The organism is Flavisolibacter ginsengisoli DSM 18119 (assembly GCF_900129295.1).
Taxonomy (GTDB): Bacteria; Bacteroidota; Bacteroidia; order Chitinophagales; family Chitinophagaceae; genus Flavisolibacter; species Flavisolibacter ginsengisoli.
In genome coordinates, this window is the sequence record NZ_FQUU01000008.1 from 88304 (window position 1) to 110322 (window position 22019).

A 22019-nucleotide genomic window follows, 5' to 3' on the forward strand; every position below is an offset into this window, starting at 1 on the left:
CACTTCTATAAAAGTTTACACTTCAAAAGCTTTTTCCTGGACCCCAGCCATTTTTACTCCCTTTTCTTTGCCACTGGTTTTTTTCCTGTTGCCCTGGATGCGCCAGGCCATGCTGATCATAAAGCCCAGGACCATAATCAATGTCCCTAACCATAGAAGGTTGATAAAGGGAAATTTATACGCTTTAAGCGTAACATATTGCATAATGGCATCAGATTCCTTCACTCCAAGCGTAATCTTTTTACCGTCAACCTTTTGCAACTGCATCACCAGGCTTTCCTGGAGAACCGTATCGGGTTGGGCAAAAACAGTTCCCTTAAGATTAATAACAGTTGGTTTTATAGTGAAAATGGAAGAGGTCTTTGAAATGACCTTAATTGTAGCGACCGAAGCGCTGTCATTGGCACCAAATTCCACACCTGGAATGTTTTTAATTGATGAAACATCTTCCAGCACAGCAAAACCCTTAGAATAGAAAACTGTATCTCCTATTGCCACTTCCCTCGATTTAAAGGAAGTTGTATCCTCATTTGCCTTGGAGGGATCTGGAAGAGAAGTTATATAAGTAAATATATCATGTGTAAGGTAATGTTTGGCGTCAGGATTTGCCATCAGTCCTTCATTACCCTTATAATTGACAAATGCATTTGGCGCAAGGGAAAAGCTTTCTTTACCGTCTTTTTCAAATTTTAGGCGATAATACCACAATGGTTTTTTGGGATGTGCAGAGTCCTTGTCGTATGTAACGGTGAACTCTCCCATTTTTGTTGGTACACCCTTGATCAGTGTGAGGTTCTCACCTGGCTTTTCTTTGCTCCCTTCACCGAAATTCAGGAAGATGCCGGTGGTATTGTGTGAAATAACTTCCTTCTTAGAAGAGGATATAAGAATACCTGTCAGCATCATGGCAAAGCCCACGTGAGCTATAGCCCCACCAGCCTTTTTAAGTACGCCTTTTTGCCCGGTAAAAATATAACTGCCGTTGGCTATCAAAGAGTAAACAGAAGCCAGGAGGGCCAGCCAAATGGCTCCAAGGTAGCCAATGCCATGCTCCCGGTAATCGATGTTACCAAAAGCCAGTACCAATCCACCAGCCACTAAACCAATAATGGCAGGAATGATCATTTTTTTAAAGAAAGGTTTGCCAGTTGTCTTGTACTTTAAATACATACCAATGGCAGTAAGGGAACCTATTATGATAGCTACAAAGATCTGTATGCGGTTGTAGGCAAAAGCAGCGTCCTCTCCTACGGCAAAGGCCTTAAAGGTTTTATCATTGCCTGTAAATAACCCGGCGATTTTATTAAATACGGGCACCGAAGTCATGGCAATAATGACAATGGCTGAAAGGAATAATACCAATGAGCCTATAAACATCCAGAACTCCCTGGAAGAACCTTCTTCTTCTTTAGCTATAAAAGGAATGTGTTTATACCTTTTGAAGAACAGGACAAAAGAAGGCAATAAAAATATGAGCAACAGCCCCCTTAAATGCCATTTGGTAATGCCTTCACCGGTGAAAGCATGTACAGAGGTTTCCTGGAGGTCGCCACTACGTGTGAGGTAAGTAGAATATAAAACCAGCAGAAATGAAAGGATAAAGAACAGGTTCGTTGTACGTAATGCATTCCCGGTGTGCCTGTATATAAGCAGTGTATGCACACCAGCCACCAATACCATCCAGGGGACAAGCGAAGCGTTTTCCACCGGATCCCATGCCCAGTATCCACCAAAGTTTAAGGATTCATAGGCCCATGCAGCACCCATCATGATTCCAAGGCCAAGGATACCTGCCGAAAACAAAGCCCAGGGAAGTGCTGCCTTTGTCCATTCTGTAAATCGTTTTGTCCATAAGCCACCAATGGCAAAAGCAAAAGGAACTATGGTAGACGCAAACCCTAGAAACAATACAGGAGGATGAATGACCATCCAGTAATTCTGCAATAAAGGGTTGAGGTCATTGCCATCTTTAATAAGAGAAAGATAGTCCTGGCGCATCATTCCATCTGCACCATAGAAAACCGGTGCATTGTCTAGAACCCCGGAATTTCGTAGTAATATAAAAGGATTAGAACCTGATTTTAAACCAAAAAAACTAATACCCAACAACATGGTTGCCAGGCAGAATTGGGCAAAACTAATCACTGTCATCACTGGTCCTTCCCATTCCTTTTCCCGCCAAATGATGACGAGCCCCAGTACACAATGCCATATACTCCATAAGAGAAAACTACCTTCCTGGCCTTCCCAGAAGCAGCTTAGCAAGTATTTCATCTCGAGGGATAAACTACTGTGCTGCCAGGCATACTTGTATTCAAAGAGGTGATTACTGATGATATAAAACAGTGTGACAAAAACAGCAAAAACAGAGATAGCTTCCGTTATAAAAAAGATCCTTGCCAGTTTTCTCCAGGCGGTGTTTACAGATAGGCTTCCGGTTCCTTTCAATGCATTCCCTGCATTATTATAGAATGCGCCTTTTTGCACACTTAAGAAATAGCTGACTGTGGCACCAATAGAAGCAACTAGAGAAAGCAATAAAAAGAAGTGGCCTAACTGGCCGGGCAATAAATGCTCACCAATAAAATTCATTCCTGATCAATATTTATTTGTACTTGCGCTATCGCTTGTTGGGAGACTTTTCTGGGCAACCTTCATATCATCCTTGTACTTAGAAGGGCATTTCATTTGCAGTTTGGTACATTCAAAATAACCATCACGCATATAACCGTTAAGGTCAATACCATCGCTTTTTTCTATATCAGTTGGTTTGGCATTTTTATAGACAACCTTACTGCGCTTACCTTGCTGGTCTGTAGCATAAAAAACGGTGAGGTTAGGATTTTTCAATCCGTCATATTCAATGGGAGTATTCTTATCCAGTTGAACCTTAACAACGACGAAATCCTTTTTCTGGGAAGCTGTGCTGAAAGTTTCCTGTGTAGTTAGGTCTTTTATAAAAAAAGACATGCCCACAATACCACCGATGACCAGGAGTAAAAGTACAATATGAATTTTTTTCATCTCGGAACAGTTGTTTTAAGCCAGGAAACATTCTGGTAACTTAAACGGGCTATGACACCAAATTGTTTACACTAAGTGGCCTTGGCAAAGTTAGAGCAAAAAGGTTCTCGCCCACCCGGTTCATGTTCCTAATTGCTCAATTGAAACCCTTTTTCACAAAACTATAATGGGATAGGTTAGAAATAAACCTGTATGTATAACTGTATTTTGTCCTGACCTAAAAGAAACATTAAACTTTCGCACTTTAGTTAAAGCATAGGGCCATGAATAGCAAAAGAACGTCAAAGCTTCCTATCTTGCACCGCTTTTAACTATCAAACATGACCGATCTTTCAAATTTTGATCCCAATGATGCCGGGAACCCCAACAATAACATTTTTGGACTCCCATTTTCTGAAGATGATGCCAGGCTGGTGATCATTCCCATTCCATGGGAGGTAACCGTGAGTTTTGGTGCAGGAACTGCCCGTTCCGCAGAGCAGATCATGCGTGCATCCCTCCAGGTAGACCTATTTGATCCAGAGGTAGTCGATGGCTGGAAACAAGGTTTTTTTATGAAAGAGACAGACCGTAAGGTGCTGTTAAAAAGTGATTACCTCCGTAAAGAAGCTGAGCTTTATATAGACTATATATCAAAAGGTGATATTGTGGCCAATAACCAGTTCATGTGTAAAACATTGAAGGAAGTTAACGAGGGCGGTTACTTTTTAAATAATTGGGTTTATCACCAGACCAGGGAACTTTTAGAAAAAGGTAAATTGGTGGCTCTCCTTGGTGGAGATCACAGCACACCCCTGGGCTTTATGAAAGCCATTGGTGAGAAACATGGCGATTTTGGCATTATTCAAATTGATGCGCATTGCGACTTAAGGGAAGGATATGAAGGGTTTGTTTATTCCCATGCCAGTATTATGTACAATGCACTGAAAGAAGTGCCACAACTGCAAAAACTTGTTCAGGTAGGGATAAGGGATTATTCTGAAGGTGAGCATGAATTTATAAAACAGAATTCAGAAAGGGTAAAAACCTATTTTGATGCTGATATCAGGGCAAGACAATATGAAGGTGAAAGCTTTAGGCAGGTAGTGGATGAAATTGTGAGCCAGCTGCCTCAAAAAGTATACATCAGCTTTGACATTGACGGTTTGGACCCTAAGCTTTGCCCTAATACAGGTACACCTGTACAAGGTGGGTTTGAAACAGAACAGGTATTTTATATATTTAAAAAGATACTACAGTCCGGACGACAGATCATTGGATTTGATTTAAGTGAAGTAAGTACCAGTGAGAATTACTGGGATGCAAATGTCGGTGCCCGGGTTTTATTTAAATTGTGCAACCTGCTGGTAGCCAGCAACCCGGTTTAAATATGTACAGCATTACGGTAAAGATAGATGGTATAGAAAGTAAAAGACGCAGCGCTGGGTTATTGCATATTGTTACTGGTTTCTTTCTTATTGCCAAAGGTTCTGATTATTACCGTTTGTTGAATTTCCAGGGATTTATTACCCTTCTTCCCATTTTTGCCGTTGCAGGTATTTCATTGTTTTATGGCTTTTTCAGAAGAAAGGTTGATGTATTTGCTAAATACAATTCCCTGGTCCGGGTTCTGCAGATCATCACTTTCCTGGTGCTTGGAATAGCTATGATGAACAGGGGTACTACATGGGATTATGCAGGTTTATTTTTATTTGCTTTTTTATGTTTACTGCTTTTATTATCGGAAAAAAGGATCTTCAAGGAAACCACCTTATTCTTTGATGAAAAGGGTGTAATGATTCCAGGTAACTATAAGGACCACCTGGTAAGCTGGGAGGAATTGAATGAGGTTATCATCAGGGAAGATTTCCTGACTTTATTTCATGTAAAGAAAAAATATTTGCAATACCAGGTAATGCAGGACCTCTCCACCCTGGAAGTAGCAAAGATCAATGCCTTTTGCAGGGAGCAGATAGAAAAAGCTGAAGCCGGAGTTAATAAGCTGACGAGTTAATGAAGGCAAACAGTTTGCTGTATTTGATTGTAATGGAAAGGGTTTTAAAAAATTAATTATGTCTCCATTCATTTTATATTCTGATGGGAAAGGGTCCATTTTCGAGGACCAGAGTTTATACGTGGTAGGAAGAAGTGGCTGGGACGCCATGCCTATACCTTCCGATGAATGGGTAGAGTTACCCAAGGGTGGACAGTTGTATGAATTACCAGGCCGAAGAGGAATTGGAATAGATGTAAAGACTGGTGAAATGCGGTTGTGTGATAAAGGATGGGCTGTAGCTGCTTTTATTCCACCAGCGCATACGGGCTTCTATTTGGCAGCCTATGAAACGGCTCCCGACGCACCTACCCTTCCCCTGTTTTGTTACACAGCAGTGGGTTGGCATGACAATAAATTCTTTGTACCAGCCACGCGTATTGAAAACGACATCCGGCAGGAATGTGGCGGGTTCGATGAAAACAAAATAGAAACTGGAGTAGAACAGCTTTTGAAGGCTTATCCCCATAACAGGCTGGTAGCCCATCTTGCCAACAATTGTGCACTCACTTATCATTGCCCGGCTGCAAGAAATTATTTTATTGGCAGATGGGAATGTCCTATTCCTTCATCCCCTGCCTGTAATGCCAACTGTGTAGGATGCATATCCTTCCAACCTGAAGAGGAAACCATAGTTTCTACGCAGGATCGTTTAACCTTTAAACCTACTGCGGCTGAAATAGTTGAATATACCGTGCCGCACCTGGAAACTGCCCCATTCCCTATAGTCAGCTTTGGACAGGGATGTGAGGGAGAACCATTGCTGATGTGGGAAACTATCAGGGAATCAATCATTGAGATCAGGAAACATACTTCAAAAGGAAGTATTAATATCAATACTAACGGTTCTAAGCCCAATGCTGTAAAAGCTTTGTGCGAGGTAGGATTGAATAGTATAAGGGTAAGCACCAATTCTGCAAGGCCCGAAATCTATTTGCCATATTACCGGCCCAATAATTACCAGTTTGAGGATATCATAGAAAGCCTTAAAGTAGTAAAGTCTTTTGGTGGATGGACCTCTATAAACTATTTTGTTTTTCCAGGCATGACCGACTCAGTGGCTGAATATGAAGCATTGCGACAATTGATCATTGATACAGATCTTGACATGATACAATGGAGGAATTTTAATATTGATCCTGACTGGTATTTAGGAAAGATTGGTGTGATAGATTCAGGGGAAATTTTAGGAATGAAACAATTGATGCAACTGCTAAAAGAAGAATTCCCCCAATTAAAATATGGCTATTTCAATCCACCTATGGAAAGAATAAAAGGCCAGTACGATATCGATTTCGCCCATTGAAAATAGACATACCTGCCAGGGTTTACAGGCAGGTATGTTTATTTTGAAAGGTAATTATTGAGCAGAAACCTGTGCTCTTATTTCTCCGCCTCCATTGTTGGTTGTATGAACATTATAATACCATTTCCCGGCCAGGAGGTCTGCTTCCTGTGTATCATTTAAGGTAGCAGAGCCCGTATATGATCCGGAGGCTGCAGAGGTGAAACCTGTAATTCCTAAGGCAACACCAGCATTGGCACCTGCAAGGGCTGGGCCGTGAAAGTGCATAAGTGTTGCCGGACCTGAAAGGCCTGTCCAGGTAACAGTGTAGTTAAGCAGGTTAGTACTGGAATTATAGCTTCCGGTTACTGAACCCGAACCGGCTGTTGTTACTGCAGGTACTTCCTGGCTACCAGAAGCAGTGCCGCTCAGAGTATAATCAACTTTAGGTGCCGGGTTATTGTTATTATTGTCCTTACTGCAACCGATGCCTGCCAATAAAGAACCCACCATTAAAAATGCAGTACAAAAATTAAGAGCCTTGTTTACCATAGATTTCGTTTTAATAGTTAAGTGGTAATGACTATGTCTTTGAAGGTATTCAGCATATACATACGTAGAAAACTGCAACGGGTTGCTATATCCAGTAAATAGCTGCACTTAAATGTTAAAACATGGCCTTGATCTATAGTTTACAGGGCAATTTGTCTAACTTTTGCACCGTTAAAGAGTCAAAACTACAAAGGCTGGCGACAGTTCTGCTACCAGGATACCCATTAATTCTATTGTACAGGCGACTGTTTACCACCTGAACTTTTATATTTGTATGAACAACCATTTATCCATGTCAGCTGATTTCGAGAGGCAAAAAAATTTACAAGCTTCAGGTATAACCGCAGGAATAGCGGTTGCCCTCCTTTTTATTTTTATATGGGTAAAGTTTGCCATTCCTCATGAAGAGGTGCCACCAGTTGATGAATATGTAGAAGTAAACCTGGGAAGTGGTGATCAGGGATTTGGTTCCGACCAGCCTTTACTGCCCGGAGACCCGGCACCTGCCCAACAAACAAGCTATACACCGCCTCAACCTGTTCAATCAAATGAAGAAGCAGTAAAGGACGTTAGTTCTGATGAGACCAGCCATGATGCTCCTCCTGTAATTAAACCTGCTGTCAGTAAACCTGAGGCCACTAAAATAAATTCTGAAAGCAAAGTCGTTAAATCAAAAGCCACAAATCCGCAACCTGTCATTACACAAGCTCCTCCAAGACCAAGAGCAGTACTTGGAAGAACCGTCGGTGGCAATGGCAACGGGGGTAATGGTGCAGATAGTTATAAACCTGGTGGCAATGAAGGTATAGCTGGCGGAAATGGCGACCAGGGCAGACCTGGTGGTGATCCTAATGGAAGAAATTATAATGGTGCGCCAAGAAACTTCGGAGTAAAAGTGCTGAGTATTCCCAACCAGACATTTGAAGATGATTTTAACCAGAATGCTAAAATAGCAATGGATATAGTGGTAAATGAGAATGGCAAGGTTGTATCTGCCAATTATCAACCAAAGGGATCTACCGGTACAGCCACAGAGAAAATGAAAGACATTGCACGCAAAAGAGCCTTCGAATTAAAATTCCCTACATCAGATGAAGGGCAAAAAGGAACTGTCATCTTTAATTTTAAAGTAAGAGGATAAGCCCCACAGCAATACTTTTGCCGATGTGAATTATTCAGAAACAATAGACTACCTGTATCATAAGCTGCCTTTATTCAGCCGCGTCGGCAGTGCGGCTTTTAAAAAAGACCTGACCAATACAAGGATCCTTTGTGAATATTTAGGCAATCCACAGCAACAATTCAAATCTGTTCATGTAGGTGGCACCAATGGCAAGGGTTCTGTAAGCCATATGCTTGCCTCAGTTTTTCAATCAAGCGGCTATACTACAGGTTTATATACTTCACCACATCTCTATGACTTCAGGGAAAGGATAAGAGTGAATGGCCAGGTGGCTGACGAAGATTACGTTATTTCATTCGTGGAAAAGATCAAGCCTGTTATAGAAGATATACAGCCCTCTTTCTTTGAGATCACAGTTGCTATGGCCTTTGACTATTTTGCTCAAAAGAAAGTTGAAATGGCCATAGTGGAAGTAGGGCTTGGAGGAAGATTGGACAGCACCAATATCATTACTCCGGAGTTATCTGTTATTACCAATATTGGCTGGGATCATATGAACATGCTGGGCAATTCGCTGGAAGAAATTGCGGCAGAAAAAGCCGGGATCATTAAAGAAGGTGTTCCAGTTGTTATTGGTGAAAGAAAAAAAGAAACGGACCCGGTTTTCTTAGATCAATCCATCAAAAAAAACAGTTCCATAGCATTTGCAGAAGATCAATACAATTTGATCTCCCAGGAATGGAAGAACAACCATACAATCATTACAGTAAAAAAAGAAGGCCAGGGTGTCCGTTCATTTGAACTGGATCTGCCTGGGGTATACCAGCAAAAAAACCTGCTGACAGTATTGAATGCACTGGATATTTTACAAAAGGATGGATACCAAATTACCGAGGCAAGTATTCATGAAGGACTCAAGAATGTCAGGCAGCTAACCGGGCTAATGGGAAGGTGGGAAATACTTCGCGAACGACCTATTGTTATCCTTGAAGTAGCGCATAATAAAGATGGCATGGAACAAATGCTGCAGCATTTAAAACTATTGTCTTTTGATAAACTCCATATGGTAATTGGTATGGTAAAGGATAAGGATGCCGCCCAGGTGCTTTCATTATTGCCCAGTGATGCCAGATATTATTTTACCCAGGCTCACATTCCAAGGGCATTACCTGCAGAGGAACTAAAAGAAAAAGCTGCGAATTTTTCACTCACAGGTAAAGTTTATAGTGATGTGAATGAAGCACTTCACGAAGCACTACATAATATATCAATGGATGATCTTATAATAGTTTGCGGTAGTATTTTCCTTGTGGCAGAGGTCAATAAGGATTTAATACTTCAGAATGCCTAACCTTTCCAACGCGTAGAATATGGATGCTGAGTGTAAAGCCTGAACAATTTTGTTTTCCCTGATTAATTGTTTAACCTCTTCAATGGAATAGATTACAACTTCAATATCTTCTGTATCATCCAGTTTTTGCTTATCTACCTTTATCCCTTCCCTGGCAATGAACATGTGCATATAGTTATTAGAGGTGGCAGGATTGGCACAAAGCTTTCCAATAAACTCAAAAGATTCAAATGTATATCCGGTTTCCTCCATAAGTTCCCTGGCTATAGCTCTCTCAGGCGTTTCACCTTTATCTACCACACCTCCCGGAAGTTCAGTGCTCACTACTCCAAGACCATGGCGGTATTGTTTAACCATAACCACCTCCCCTTCTTTAGTAAGTGCAAAAGCACTTACCCAATTAGGATACTCCAGCGTATAATACGCTGGCATAATCCTGCCATCGGGCAATTCACACTTTTCCTTTCTAATGGTTAACCATGGCTCATTGAACAGGTATTCGGAATTTAAAACTTTCCAATGCATATTATTCTATTGCTGCCAATGCTGAATGACAATTTAATAAAGCTAACACGTACAATATTCCTACCAACCCATTCTTTCACGAAGTGAAGTAATATGTGCTGCATGATGTCTTCCGTGCCATGCATACATCCCTAACAGCAACCAAAGGGTTATTTCCTTTTTATGTTCCGGATGGTACACGGTCTTATCCCAATCCTCCCTGGTAAAGCTTTTTAAAAACTCGTACCAACGCTTATGAAGCGCAAACAAAAGTGTGGTGGAGATATTTACAGGAAGGTTCTTTACATCAGCAGTAGTTGCCCATAACTTTTCTTCGTAAGGTCTTATTGTAGGATTGTTTTCTGTATAGCCAAGCTTAAACCTGATATAGGCGTTCATATGACTGTCAGCAATATGGTGTACCAATTGATGCACTGTCCATCCGCCTTCCCTGTAGGGAGTTTGCAATTGCTGTTCATCCAGGTTTAGAATGGCATTTTCAATAGCATCAGGAAAAAACCTGATATCTGACAACCATTGTTCTTTTAATTCGTCTGAATATGGCTTTGGTTCATATTTCCCAACGGGATAACGGGGATCTGTACTCATAATCAAATATTGGTAAATAAAGCTTTGCTAGTTTATAATGTTCCTTCGTTTCAAATACTTACAGCCCTTGCCTTAGGAAACGATCTCCAATAACTCAATGTCGAAAACCAATGTTGCTCCCCCGGGGATGCCACCTGTTCCATAATCACCATATGCCAGGTCAGAAGGTATCCACAGTCGCCACATGCTGCCCACTGGCATTAATGGAACTACTTGTTGCCAACCTTTGATAAGAGAAGTAAGCGGTGCTGTAAATGGTTGATTGCGCTTGAAAGAACTATCAAATTCTTTACCATCCAGGAGCGCACCCCTGTAATGTGCTTTCACTTTACTGTTCGGTTGAGGCTTTGGTCCATTACCTTCTTTCAACACCTGGTATTGAATACCATTTGGTAGTTCAGTCACACCTTCATTGTTTTTGTTGGCAGACATAAACTGCATACCTGCTTCTTTTTCTGCCTGTAGCTTCTCTTCGCGGTGCCCGCGTAATTTATCTTGTAATCCCATATGTTTATTTTTATTCTTCTCTTAATGTGCGACCCGTAAGATGAATAAATACATCTTCAAGGTTTGCCTTTTTAACTTCCTTGGGGCGTTCAAACCCGGTCGCTACTAATTCGTCAATAAGTTTGTCAGGTGTATTCATAGCAACAATTTTACCACTGTCCACAATAGCCACCCTATCGCAGAGGTATTCCGCTTCGTCAAGGTAATGTGTAGTCAATATTACAGTAGTCCCCTTTTTCCTGATATCACGTATTAACTCCCAGAGATTTCTCCTGGCCTGCGGATCGAGTCCTGTTGTGGGCTCATCGAGAAATATGATCCGGGGATCATTGATCATGGTGGTAGCTATAGAAAAACGTTGCTTTTGTCCACCGCTTAACTCCTTCACTTTTGACTTTGCTTTATCGCGGAGGTTCACCCTGTCGAGTAATTCCATGGCGTTAGCCTCACGGTTGTACAGCCCGGCAAATAAGTCTATCAACTCTACTAAATTAAGAACAGGATAGAAGCCGCTGGTCTGTAATTGAACACCTATGATCTTTTTAATCTCATTAGGATCCTTATCAATGTCCAATCCATCAACGATCACTTTACCGCTTGTCTTCTCTCTCAGGGTTTCAATGATCTCGAGTGTAGTTGACTTACCGGCTCCATTTGGCCCCAATAATCCGAAAATCTCTCCTTCATGCACATCAAATGAGATGCCCTTAACGGCTTCAAAATTCCCATAGTTCTTCACCAGGTTTTGAACTGATATAATTGTTCTTTCCATTATTTTACTGTTTCTAACCGGGGATGCAGGTATCCTTCCAGTTCTTCCATCATTTTTTTACTTCCTACAAAAAATGGCGCCCGCTGGTGAAGTTCTGTTGGCTGGATATCCAATATGGATACTTCACCATTGGATGATTTTCCTCCTGCCACTTCCACTATGAAGGCAAAAGGATTGCATTCATATAACAACCGGAGTTTTCCTTTAGGCTTTTCAATGGTTCCGGGATACATAAAGATACCGCCCTTGATCAGGTTCCTGTGTACATCGGCTACCATGCTTCCAATATATCGCTGCGTATAGGGACCACCGGTGTCTTTGCATTTATGCTGGCACTCTGTTATATATTTTTTCACTCCATCTGCATATTGGAAAAAGTTTCCATGATTAACAGAATATATTTTACCCCATTCAGGACATTTAATGTCGGGATGACTAAGACAAAACTCTCCAATTGATGGATCAAGGGTGAAGCCATTGACTCCTCTCCTTGTAGCATATACCATCATAGTCGATGATCCGTAGATCACATATCCTGCAGCTACCTGGTTGATACCCTTTTGCAAAAAGTCTTCTTTTGTTACAGGGGTGCCTCTTTCGGTAACCCTCCTGTAAATTCCGAAAATAGTCCCGATAGAAACATTTACATCTATATTACCACTTCCGTCCAATGGATCGAACATGCATATGTACTTGGAGTTACGGCTTACTGCATCATCAAATGCAACATAATCATCCAATTCTTCACTGGCAATACCCGCACAACTAACACCCCTTTGCAATACACCCATAAACTGGTTATTGGCATAGATATCCAGTTTTTTCACTTCTTCTCCCTGCACGTTAGTACTTCCATGGTCGCCAAGGATGTCCACCAATCCTGCTTTATTTACTTCCACATTGACTCTTTTAGCAGCAAGTCCAATATCACGAAGAAGCGAACTTAATTCTCCTGTGGCATGTGGAAATTGCCGCAGTGACTGGATGGTAAATTCATCAAGGGTCGAGATTTGTCGGTTTATAGGGTTCATGCAATCGTTTTAATGGAGACAAAAGTAAGGCTAATAGAGATTTAATATGGGATAGTTGATTACTATGCATAAGTGACGAAAGTTTTATTTCAAAGTCCTCATTTTACACATCTTTGCAAACTATGAAGGTTTTCAAATTTGGGGGCGCATCTGTAGGCACTGCTGAAAGAATAAAAACTGTTGGGGATATCCTGAAGGACAATGCAAATGAAAAGCTACTTGTGGTTATATCAGCTATGGGCAAAACAACCAATGCACTGGAAAAAGTGGCTGAAGCTTTTTTTGCCGGGGATAAGGATTCTGCTATATCTCTTTTTAAGGATATAAAAGAAAACCATATTTCCATCGCCCGCCAACTGGTAAATAATGCAGATGGAAATTCGGCTGACACTGCTTACCTCGAGGACTTCTTCACAGAAATAGAATGGTTATTGCATGACAGGCCTGTAAGGAATTATGATTATTACTACGACCAGATTGTATGCGTGGGTGAATTACTTTCAACAGCCATAGTCAGTAATTATTTAAATAATGCAGGGGTACCTAATAAATGGGTGGATGTAAGAGATGTTATCCGGACTGACGACAATTTCAGAGATGCTATTATTGACTGGACCTTTACTGCAGAAAGGGTAAAGCAACAAATAGAGCCATTATTCAATGGTGATACTATAGTGATCACCCAGGGATTTATAGGAGCAACCGATGAAAATGAAAGTACTACACTTGGCAGGGAAGGAAGTGATTATACAGCTGCTGTATTTGCCAATCTATTAAACGCAGAAAGCCAGACTATCTGGAAAGATGTAAAAGGTGTAATGAATGCCGACCCCAAGGAATATAAGGACGCCCAATGGATAAAAGAGCTGAACTACAGGGAAGTTATTGAAATGGCTTACTATGGCGCACAGGTCATTCACCCAAAGACCATCAAACCCCTGCAAAACAAAAACATTCCCTTGTTTGTACGTTCCTTTTTGCACCCCAAAGAAACCGGCACCTGCATTCATAATAAAACGATCAACCAACTCCCTCCCATTATTGTTTATAAACAAAACCAGGCGTTGGTGCAATTAAATTCCAGGGACTTTTCATTTGTTGGAGAAGGATTGACCGCAGAACTCTATAAGATGTTTGAACAAATAAAGTTCAAACCAAACCTTACTCAAAATGGTGCGATCAGTCTTTTATGCGTAGTTGATGGCCATGCTGAAAAGATCAATGAACTGGCCATGGAAGCTTCAAAGCTTTTTGATGTGCAGGTAACCAAAGGATTGACCTTGCTTACTATAAGGCATTATAATGAAGGCCTGGTGAAAGAACTATGTGGCGAAGGGCAAATAATATTGAAACAGCAAACTCCTGAAACTATCCAGGTGTTAATTTCTAATGATAAATAAGCCCGGGGGAATTAGTTGAATATCCCGCTAAGTATTTTATTGATCTCTGAAGAACGGTTTAAAACCATTAAATGCCCTGCGCCTGGAATGACGAATGTAGGCCGGGTGAAACGCCTGGGAAGTATTTCATCCCTGCTACCATGGATATGAATGATATTTACTGGAATATTTTCCATTTGCCAGTTTACTATTGCTTCCATTCCCCACCGGATAAAAGATACATCTGCCTTGCTGATCATATTTCGGATCAGCTTTTTATCTTCTTTAGATTCAGAAGTAAAAAACCGTTTTACTACAGCTCCTTTTAAAAAGAATGAAACAGGAAGTATCCTGTGCAATTTGATCCGGGCAAGATATCGATAGTATGGTGGAAGGTGATTGGAGACAGGGATGCTAGAGATCAGCACCAGGTGTTCTGGTTTCGCGTAGTTGGCAATTTCTGCAGCTATCATACCCCCCATTGATACCCCTATCAATGAAAAGGATTCTGTAAAATCAATTTTTTTTGACAAGCGCAGAGAATACGAAGACAATGATTCATTTTCCAAAGGGGGAATCCAATCTATAAATACAGGTTCAAACCCCGCAGGTAAATGAATATGCCTGAATACACTTCTATCAGCACCAAGGCCACTAAAGAAATAAACTTTCACCTTAAGTGTTTACTGTATAAGAAAGCTTTGCTTCATTTTCTTAGCTACAGGATTGTCATTTAAAATAGCAGGCTGCCAGGTAGGCATTTGTTCCAAAACTGTGATCAATTCATCATCAAACTCTTCGCTCACACCATTCAGCACCTTGAAGTTGGTAGGTGTGCCGTCTTTATCTACAATAAATTCGATCATTACATTAGCCTTCTTTTTTCCATCTGGCAATGAAGGAACAAGGGCTTTGCCCATCTTATCAAGGTACTTTAAAAAATTGTCTCCACCACCGGGGAACTGTGGCCATTGTCCTACCACGTCTGCCAGTTCTGTAATATTCCTTGTCCTGTGGGGCATTGGATTTCTTTTGGGTTTTTCAACTGTTGCACTTGCCACTTTTTTTGATAACCCATCATATACATAGTCACCATTACTACTGGTCATAATAACAGGCAGTTGGTGGGTGATCTCAAAATGATCATATACACTTTCCAACTGGTCAGCAAAGGACTTTAGTTGGCTGTCATTCTTTTCCAGGTTCGCCAGGTAAGTGGCGCTTCTTTTATTATTATACCGGACAGGATAAATATGCACAGGGATGTAGTCCTGCCCATTATTGCGGGCATAGGCAGCTAAGATATAAATCTCATCAATCTGTTTATCCGTAACAGGTATGCACCCCACTGTAACACAACTTCCATGTATATAGATATCTCCCCCCGGATTAATGGAATCGCTTAATATTTTGTCAGAGGCATTGGGATAGTTCAATCCCAGTGACAAATAATAGGCACTATTAGGGTTAAATTCATTGATATAGTAAAATCCTTCAGGCACCTGGTAGTCTCCCTGCATACGCTTGGGCCCAAGTGTACCTGCCAAAGCACATATTCTATAGGTTTTAAAAAGTTTGAAGGGCTCCTTACGTTCATTTTTAATCCATACCTCCATTTCGCCATCGTATTTAAAAGAGCGGATATAAACATACCGGGCAGGCCAGGAAAGCCCTTTTGCGGCAAATTGTTTTTGCAGGGTATCTTCTTTTCGCTTCAGCGCATCACCCGGGCGGGGTAATGCCCTTTGGTAATCAACAAAGGAAGCACTGGGCCCCTGGCTGAAAACAGGCGCAGCTATTAAAATAAATAATACGGCGACTAAAAGGTTTTTCATTGAATGACAGCTTTAGAATGAAGCAAGTTCTGGTTATAAATGTAAAGAAAACTATAATATGCTGAAACAGAACTCGGTAAGCCGCCAACTTGCTTCGGTAAGGCCTGCCTAATATACCTGGTAAATGGACATTTCACTTCATCTGCTGAATAGAAAAGCCATAGCTCCTACCTATTAACGCTATACCTACGCCCATGATACTGCGTAGTGATTACGCAGTATCATGGGCGTAGATAGGGCTTTGGTATACCGGAGGTAGGAAGAAGATCCTTACAAACCCGATGTAACCAGGTATTGCTAAATTTTGTTATTATTTATAAGTTATAAGTTTCCCCGGGCAGCTTGTTCCCTTTCGATTGCCTCAAATAGAGCTTTAAAATTCCCCTTTCCAAAACTTTTAGCCCCCTTTCGCTGTATGATCTCAAAGAAAAGCGTAGGCCTGTCCTGAACCGGTTTAGAAAATAATTGCAACAGGTAACCTTCGTTGTCCCTGTCAACTAAAATCCCCAATTCTTTTAAGGGCTCCAGGTCTTCATCGATATGTCCTACCCTGTCCAGCAGGTCATCATAATAGCTATTGGGTACTTTCAGAAATTCCACACCCCTGCTCATCAGGTCCTTTACAGTTTTTACAATATCATGTGTGGCCAATGCTACGTGCTGCACTCCTTCGCCATTATAAAATTCAAGGTACTCTTCTACCTGCGATTTTTTCTTTCCTTCCGCAGGTTCGTTAATTGGAAATTTAACATACCCGTTCCCGTTACTCATAACCTTGCTCATCAGGGCTGAATATTCCGTTGAAATATCCTCATCATCGAAACTGAGAATATTTTTAAAGCCCATTACATCTTCATAGAATTTAACCCATGGGTTCATTTGGTTCCAGCCAACATTACCAACACAATGATCAACATATAACAAACCCGTATCGGCAGGGGCAAAATGAGGATTGCTCCATGGCTTAAACCCAGGTAAGAATGCACCTTTGTAGTTTTTTCTTTCAATGAATAAATGTACAGTGTCTCCATATGTATGTATCCCACTCATCACTACTTGGCCTGCTTCATCTCTCAATTGTTGGGGAGCCAAATAAGACTGGCCACCTCTTTTGGTAGTTTGTTCCCAGGCACTTGTTGCATCATCTACCATTAAAGCCAGGAATTTAACCCCATCACCATGTTTATATATATGGTCAGCTATTTCATTTCCTGGTCTTATAGGAGTAGTAAGCACGAAGGTTAGTTTATGCTGTCGTACAGCATAACTTACTTTATCTTTTATACCTGTTTCAGGTCCTGCATAAGCCAATGCCTGGAAACCAAAAGCGCTCATGTAATAATGGGCAGCCTGTTTGGCATTGCCTACATAAAATTCAACATAATCGGTGCCTTGCAGAGGTAAGAAATCGGTTTGGGTATTAGTATTTTCCTTTTGAATAGCAGCAATCGACATAGTATACGTTTTAATTATCTATTGTAAAATTAAGGCACAATACCAGTTTAGCCAGCCAATTATATTATGTATTATTGCGAAAACTACTACTTATGAAAAAACGGTTCGTTACCCCTTTTGTATTATTGATAGGTTTGATAGCAGGTGCCCAGGAAACAAAAACTACTATGCAAAAAGCAGCCGATGATATCTGTGGTTGCCTGAATAAAGTTAAATACGACCCGGCCAAAGTACAGGAATATAAAGATGCAGCCATGAATTGTTTTACCACAGGAGCCATGGAACATGTTGTACAGCTAGCTGAAGAAAGAGGGCTTGATGTCAGTGACCAAACGGCCATGAGGGACCTTGGTGTAGAAATAGGTAAGGAATTACTAAAGCAAAAATGTGCAAGCTATCTTGAATTCGCTAAGATATCGGCAAATGAAAAGAAGGATGACCAAGATGCAGTTAAGGAAACTATTACTTCCGGAAAGCTGTTGAAAGTTGATAAAAAGGATTTCGTATACCTCACTGTAAAAGATGCCTCAAACAGGGAGCATAATTTTATATGGCTTGAGTACTTTGATGGTTCCGAAAATTACTTTGGTGATAAACTGAACTCATTAATAGGTAAAGAAATTGCCATTTCATGGATAGAAAAAGAAGTGTACCTACCAAAGGCTAATAATTATTTTAAATTAAAAGAGATCAGTAAAATCAAAACAAAATAAAGTGATTACAAACCTTCTTCAAAGGCAGCATAAAGCTGCCTTTTGCATTTTATTTATTTTATTAGTTTAAAAGCCAAAAGGATATGTTTCGGGCACCTTTATATCATTTGGCTTCAGATGCAATGGATGCAGCGCCCGGGTTGTATCAAGGAATACAAAAGCATCATAACGCTGCGACATAACTGATGGGACGTAATTTCCATGCCTTTCTCTTTCAGGGTTATACACCACCCCTATAGCGCGATGCCTGATGGAGGTGTCGTATTTTCTTTGCATATCCGAAGTATTAAATAATAAGTAATGGTCGCGGGGATTTTCTTTATGCAACTGGTACTCTATGCTTCCTTCCCTGGCGCCCGGCACTTCCATTTCTTCCATCAGTGCACCCCATGCTTCACCTGCTATAACTGATCCCTGGTAACATCCGAAGCCCACGAGGTAAACATTGTTAATCCCATATTGCTCACGAGCGAGTTGGCCAATGTTTACCATGCCCCCTCTTTTCATATCTGTAGCCCTGGCATCTCCGATATGTGTGTTGTGCTCCCAAACAATGGCCTTTGCCATTTTTCCGTGGAAGACCCTAAGCCGGTCAAGTGTTTCCATCATATGCCTGTCCCTCACATTCCAGCTTTCATTATCAAAACCCATCATGGCCGTGTAATACTTTTCAGCATTAACTGCTATCAAGGCATTTTGTTCCGTATTAAATCCGGCTTCGGGGTCGCCATCAAGAAACTGTGCCCGCAAACGCACCTCTTTTAATAGTTCCATCACCTTATCCCTGCAGGAATGTTCTGTAAGGGAGTAACGGGCATATAGCTGTTCATCCTCTTCATACGGCTCAAAACACTTGATGGCCCGTTTAACAGCATCTGCTGCCTGTATATCTTCTTTTTCCAGATATTCAAGCATTTGCTTCATTGAATCCCAAAGGCTGTAAACATCCAATCCGTAAAAACCTATTTTTCTATTTATTGGTTTTATGTCGTTGTATTCTTTAAGCCATTCAGCAAGGGCGGCTATTTCCCAGTTAGCCCACATCCATGTAGGCCAACGATCAAAGCCTTTTAAAATAGTTTGAATATCATCACCTCCATCCTGGTAACCTTTGATGTAACGGTTGATCCTGTAACAGTCAGGCCAGTCACCTTCTACCCCGATAAAGTTGAATCCTTTTTCCCTGATCAACCTTTTGGTAATGGCGGTGCGCCAGGTATAAAACTCGTGTGTTCCATGTGATGCTTCCCCTAACATAACAACTTCTGCATCTGCAATATCATCCATCAAAGCGTCCAGGTCTTTAGATGTTTGGAGCTCATACATATGATTCCATTTCTATATTTAGCACAACTCTCAAGCCAAAGAAATACTTATTAATAACCTGGTTAATGTAAGGAAAAGCCAAATTAAACTGCAGCTATCCGGAGGGCTAAAACGGTAGTAATAAACTACAAACAGTTACTATCTTCGCCGCATGTTAAAAGTGGGCATTTTAGGGGGTGGACAATTGGGAAGAATGTTATTGCAGACAGCTGCAAATTACCCTGTAGAAACACATGTATTGGAAAATGATGATGAATGCCCGGCAGCGCACCTGTGCCGGTATTTTATAAAAGGCAATATACGTGACTATGAGACTGTTTACCACTTTGGAAAAGGTCTTGATGCTGTCACTATAGAAATTGAGAATGTCAATCTTGAGGCTTTGGAAAGACTCGAAGCTGAAGGCGTGAAGGTATTTCCCAAACCCTCCGTGCTCAGGATTATTAAGAATAAAGTACGCCAGAAAGAATATTACCTCGAACATGGCATTCCTACTGCAGAATTTGCCATAATAACTAACAAAAACGAAATCGGCCAATTACCTCACCTGTTGCCGGCAGTACAAAAACTGGCAGAGGGTGGTTATGATGGCCGGGGAGTCCAGGTAATAGACAACTTATCGGATAGTCATTTGTTCTTTGATGAACATAGTGTGCTGGAAAAGAAAATCAAAATAAAAAAAGAGATCGCCCAGATAGTAGCTGTGGACCAGTTGGGTAAAACAGCACTGTACCCGCCGGTAGAGATGATGTTTAATAAGGATTTGAACCAATTGGATTTCCAGCTATGCCCTGCAGATATTCCGCAACAGGTGTTATGGAAAGTGGAAGCCATTGCCTTAACGGTAGTTCGCAATTTTAATTCCCCAGGTCTGTTTGCAGTAGAATTGTTTGTTGACGAGAATAACGAGGTCTTTGTAAATGAAACAGCACCCAGGGTACACAATAGCGGTCATCATACCATTGAGGCTCATTATTCATCCCAGTTTGATATGCTTTGGCGGATTATATTGGGCTATCCCCTTGGTAATACCAAATACCTGTTTCCATCAATTATGGTCAATATCATTGGAGGAGAAGGTCATTCCGGTAAGGCGAAATATATAGGGCTGAATGAAGTATTAAAAATAGACAACGCATTTGTTCATATATATGGAAAAGCTGAGACAAGGCCCGGAAGGAAGATGGGTCATGTAACTATTATCAGTAATGAAAAGCAAGACCTCATTCATAAAGCCAATAAGATCAGGCAAACCATAAATGTAGTTTCCTAAGGTCATCATTTATATTGACCGCTTATCAAGCGGTTAAGGTTAATTAAGGTTAATCAAATGATTCTTAGGCTTTTTTTAAAGGCGCTTTTCCTGTAGAAGAGGCTATTTTTGACGTTCTAACATCAATTGACATACCAAGTGAAAGTTTTTTATCCCATTTATCTATTATTATTTTTCGCAACCCTTTCCATTCAATTAAGCTCTTGCAGCAGTAAACGCAAGGAAGAAGCCCAGGCAAAACAAAAAATGGGTAATAAGCCCCCTGTTCCCCGGGTAGATGTTTTTGTAGTGCAATCACAAACAGTAAGTGAATCGCTGCAAATACCTGGAACGATTGTATCAGAGGACGCAACAGAAATACACCCTGAAGTTTCAGGCAGAATTATAAACCTGAATGTAAGGGAAGGCAATTTTGTTAGTAAAGGTGCTGTACTTGCCAAATTATATGATGCAGATCTGCAGGCACAAAAAAGAAAGTTACAGGTACAACTCCAGATAGCACAGCAAACATCAGGTCGTCATGAAAAACTATTGGAAATTGGTGGTATCAGCAAAGAAGATTATGCTGCCAGCGCCCTGCAGGTAAGTAATCTGCGTGCTGACCTTGACATCATCAATACCTCGATAGCCAAAACGGTTATCCGTGCACCTTTTAGCGGCAAACTTGGTTTAAAGGATATAAGCACAGGCGCTTATGTTACCCCTCAATCTGTAATAGCAACTATTCAAAAAACTGCAGATCTAAAGATCGATTTTAACCTTCCTGAGAAATATGCCAACCAGGTTCATAAGGGACAATATGTCAATTTTACGGTTGAAGGCAGTGATCGCAATTATACAGCTGTCATCTCTGCTACAGAATCCGGGATAGATCAAAATTCCAGGACATTAGTGATGAGGGCCCAGGTAAAGGGAAATATTGCCGGGCTAACGCCTGGAAATTTTGCCAAGGTTAAGATGAATTTCCAACCGGATCCTAATGCCCTTTTAATACCTTCACAAGCTATTATTCCACAGGCAAGGGGTAAGAAAGTTATTGTTGCAAGGAACGGCATTGCCGACTTTGTTGATGTGACAACAGGGGTTAGGGATTCTTCCATGGTCCAGGTAACTACTGGATTGAAAAAAGGGGATACAGTTGTTGTTACAGGCCTTCTTACAGTAAAAGCAAAGGCGCCGATTGTAGTCAATAAGGTTATAAACAAGCAAAGCTAAAGGCTATTGTTTCAGTAGTTATTTATGGACTGC

Annotated in this window: 21 protein-coding genes; 9 read left to right on the forward strand and 12 right to left on the reverse strand. The window is 41.0% G+C overall.

Features of this window, described 5'->3' with window-relative positions:
- Window positions 1-15: 15 nt before the first annotated feature.
- Together ccsA and BUA53_RS10710 are read right to left on the reverse strand one after the other, a co-directional pair.
- On the reverse strand, window positions 16-2592 hold the full coding sequence (ccsA, locus tag BUA53_RS10705; RefSeq protein ID WP_072835369.1) for a cytochrome c biogenesis protein CcsA: 2577 nt from the start codon (window positions 2590-2592) through the stop codon (window positions 16-18).
- 6 nt (window positions 2593-2598) lie between these two features.
- Entirely contained in the window at window positions 2599-3024 is a 426-nt protein-coding gene (locus BUA53_RS10710; protein ID WP_072835370.1) for a cytochrome c maturation protein CcmE domain-containing protein, read from the reverse strand.
- Between the two features lie 320 nt (window positions 3025-3344).
- On the opposite strand from BUA53_RS10710, the gene BUA53_RS10715 reads away from it, so the two are divergent.
- Genes BUA53_RS10715 through BUA53_RS10725 form a run of 3 tightly spaced genes read left to right on the forward strand, consistent with a single transcriptional unit; the run spans window position 3345 to window position 6362 of the window.
- Entirely contained in the window at window positions 3345-4391 is a 1047-nt protein-coding gene (locus tag BUA53_RS10715) for an agmatinase family protein (protein ID WP_072835371.1), read from the forward strand.
- Window positions 4392-4393: 2 nt separating this feature from the next.
- On the forward strand, window positions 4394-5017 hold the full coding sequence (locus tag BUA53_RS10720; protein ID WP_072835372.1) for a hypothetical protein: 624 nt from the start codon (window positions 4394-4396) through the stop codon (window positions 5015-5017).
- Between the two features lie 58 nt (window positions 5018-5075).
- On the forward strand, window positions 5076-6362 hold the full coding sequence (locus BUA53_RS10725; RefSeq protein ID WP_072835373.1) for a radical SAM family protein: 1287 nt from the start codon (window positions 5076-5078) through the stop codon (window positions 6360-6362).
- Between the two features lie 54 nt (window positions 6363-6416).
- Here the strand turns inward: BUA53_RS10725 and BUA53_RS10730 are convergent, their stop codons facing one another.
- The gene (locus tag BUA53_RS10730) at window positions 6417-6893 is read right to left on the reverse strand and encodes a CHRD domain-containing protein (protein ID WP_072835374.1); all 477 of its coding nucleotides are present in this window, start codon (window positions 6891-6893) and stop codon (window positions 6417-6419) included.
- A gap of 292 nt (window positions 6894-7185) precedes the next feature.
- Here BUA53_RS10730 and BUA53_RS10735 point away from each other — a divergent pair, with 292 nt between their 5' ends.
- Window positions 7186-8034: a hypothetical protein gene (locus BUA53_RS10735; RefSeq protein WP_072835375.1), complete on the forward strand. Its 849-nt coding sequence runs from the start codon at window positions 7186-7188 to the stop codon at window positions 8032-8034.
- Window positions 8035-8059: 25 nt separating this feature from the next.
- Entirely contained in the window at window positions 8060-9367 is a 1308-nt protein-coding gene (locus BUA53_RS10740) for a bifunctional folylpolyglutamate synthase/dihydrofolate synthase (RefSeq protein ID WP_072835376.1), read from the forward strand.
- Here BUA53_RS10740 and BUA53_RS10745 read toward each other — a convergent pair.
- The 5 genes from BUA53_RS10745 to fbp form a co-directional block, all read right to left on the reverse strand.
- Window positions 9347-9892, reverse strand: coding sequence for an NUDIX hydrolase (locus BUA53_RS10745; RefSeq protein WP_072835377.1), 546 nt, complete (start codon window positions 9890-9892; stop codon window positions 9347-9349). The two genes, BUA53_RS10740 and BUA53_RS10745, sit on opposite strands and share 21 nt — an antisense overlap.
- A 60-nt stretch (window positions 9893-9952) precedes the next feature.
- Window positions 9953-10480: a YfiT family bacillithiol transferase gene (locus BUA53_RS10750; RefSeq protein WP_072835378.1), complete on the reverse strand. Its 528-nt coding sequence runs from the start codon at window positions 10478-10480 to the stop codon at window positions 9953-9955.
- 72 nt (window positions 10481-10552) lie between these two features.
- Window positions 10553-10987 carry an FKBP-type peptidyl-prolyl cis-trans isomerase gene (locus BUA53_RS10755; protein ID WP_072835379.1) on the reverse strand — a complete coding sequence of 145 codons (435 nt, stop codon included), beginning with the start codon at window positions 10985-10987 and terminating at the stop codon, window positions 10553-10555.
- Between the two features lie 10 nt (window positions 10988-10997).
- Window positions 10998-11759, reverse strand: coding sequence for an ABC transporter ATP-binding protein (locus BUA53_RS10760; RefSeq protein WP_072835380.1), 762 nt, complete (start codon window positions 11757-11759; stop codon window positions 10998-11000).
- The gene (gene fbp, locus BUA53_RS10765; RefSeq protein ID WP_072835381.1) at window positions 11759-12790 is read right to left on the reverse strand and encodes a class 1 fructose-bisphosphatase; all 1032 of its coding nucleotides are present in this window, start codon (window positions 12788-12790) and stop codon (window positions 11759-11761) included. Before fbp ends, BUA53_RS10760 begins: the two co-directional genes overlap by 1 nt.
- A 122-nt stretch (window positions 12791-12912) precedes the next feature.
- Here fbp and BUA53_RS10770 point away from each other — a divergent pair, with 122 nt between their 5' ends.
- Window positions 12913-14190, forward strand: coding sequence for an aspartate kinase (locus BUA53_RS10770; protein WP_072835382.1), 1278 nt, complete (start codon window positions 12913-12915; stop codon window positions 14188-14190).
- 11 nt (window positions 14191-14201) lie between these two features.
- Here BUA53_RS10770 and BUA53_RS10775 read toward each other — a convergent pair whose 3' ends face one another.
- The 3 genes from BUA53_RS10775 to hppD all read right to left on the reverse strand — a co-directional run bounded on the left by BUA53_RS10775 (window position 14202) and on the right by hppD (window position 17459).
- The gene (locus BUA53_RS10775; RefSeq protein WP_072835383.1) at window positions 14202-14843 is read right to left on the reverse strand and encodes an alpha/beta fold hydrolase; all 642 of its coding nucleotides are present in this window, start codon (window positions 14841-14843) and stop codon (window positions 14202-14204) included.
- Window positions 14844-14852: 9 nt separating this feature from the next.
- Window positions 14853-16004 carry an energy transducer TonB gene (locus BUA53_RS10780; protein WP_072835384.1) on the reverse strand — a complete coding sequence of 384 codons (1152 nt, stop codon included), beginning with the start codon at window positions 16002-16004 and terminating at the stop codon, window positions 14853-14855.
- 321 nt (window positions 16005-16325) lie between these two features.
- Window positions 16326-17459: a 4-hydroxyphenylpyruvate dioxygenase gene (gene hppD, locus BUA53_RS10785; RefSeq protein WP_072835385.1), complete on the reverse strand. Its 1134-nt coding sequence runs from the start codon at window positions 17457-17459 to the stop codon at window positions 16326-16328.
- Between the two features lie 92 nt (window positions 17460-17551).
- On the opposite strand from hppD, the gene BUA53_RS10790 reads away from it, so the two are divergent.
- The gene (locus tag BUA53_RS10790) at window positions 17552-18172 is read left to right on the forward strand and encodes a hypothetical protein (protein WP_072835386.1); all 621 of its coding nucleotides are present in this window, start codon (window positions 17552-17554) and stop codon (window positions 18170-18172) included.
- 66 nt (window positions 18173-18238) lie between these two features.
- Here BUA53_RS10790 and BUA53_RS10795 read toward each other — a convergent pair whose 3' ends face one another.
- Complete coding sequence (locus BUA53_RS10795; RefSeq protein WP_072835387.1) at window positions 18239-19498, reverse strand: erythromycin esterase family protein; 1260 nt, start codon at window positions 19496-19498, stop codon at window positions 18239-18241.
- A 151-nt stretch (window positions 19499-19649) separates the two neighbouring features.
- Here BUA53_RS10795 and BUA53_RS10800 point away from each other — a divergent pair, with 151 nt between their 5' ends.
- On the forward strand, window positions 19650-20771 hold the full coding sequence (locus tag BUA53_RS10800; RefSeq protein WP_072835388.1) for a 5-(carboxyamino)imidazole ribonucleotide synthase: 1122 nt from the start codon (window positions 19650-19652) through the stop codon (window positions 20769-20771).
- Window positions 20772-20909: 138 nt separating this feature from the next.
- Entirely contained in the window at window positions 20910-21986 is a 1077-nt protein-coding gene (locus BUA53_RS10805; protein WP_245793088.1) for an efflux RND transporter periplasmic adaptor subunit, read from the forward strand.
- Window positions 21987-22019: the final 33 nt, after the last annotated feature.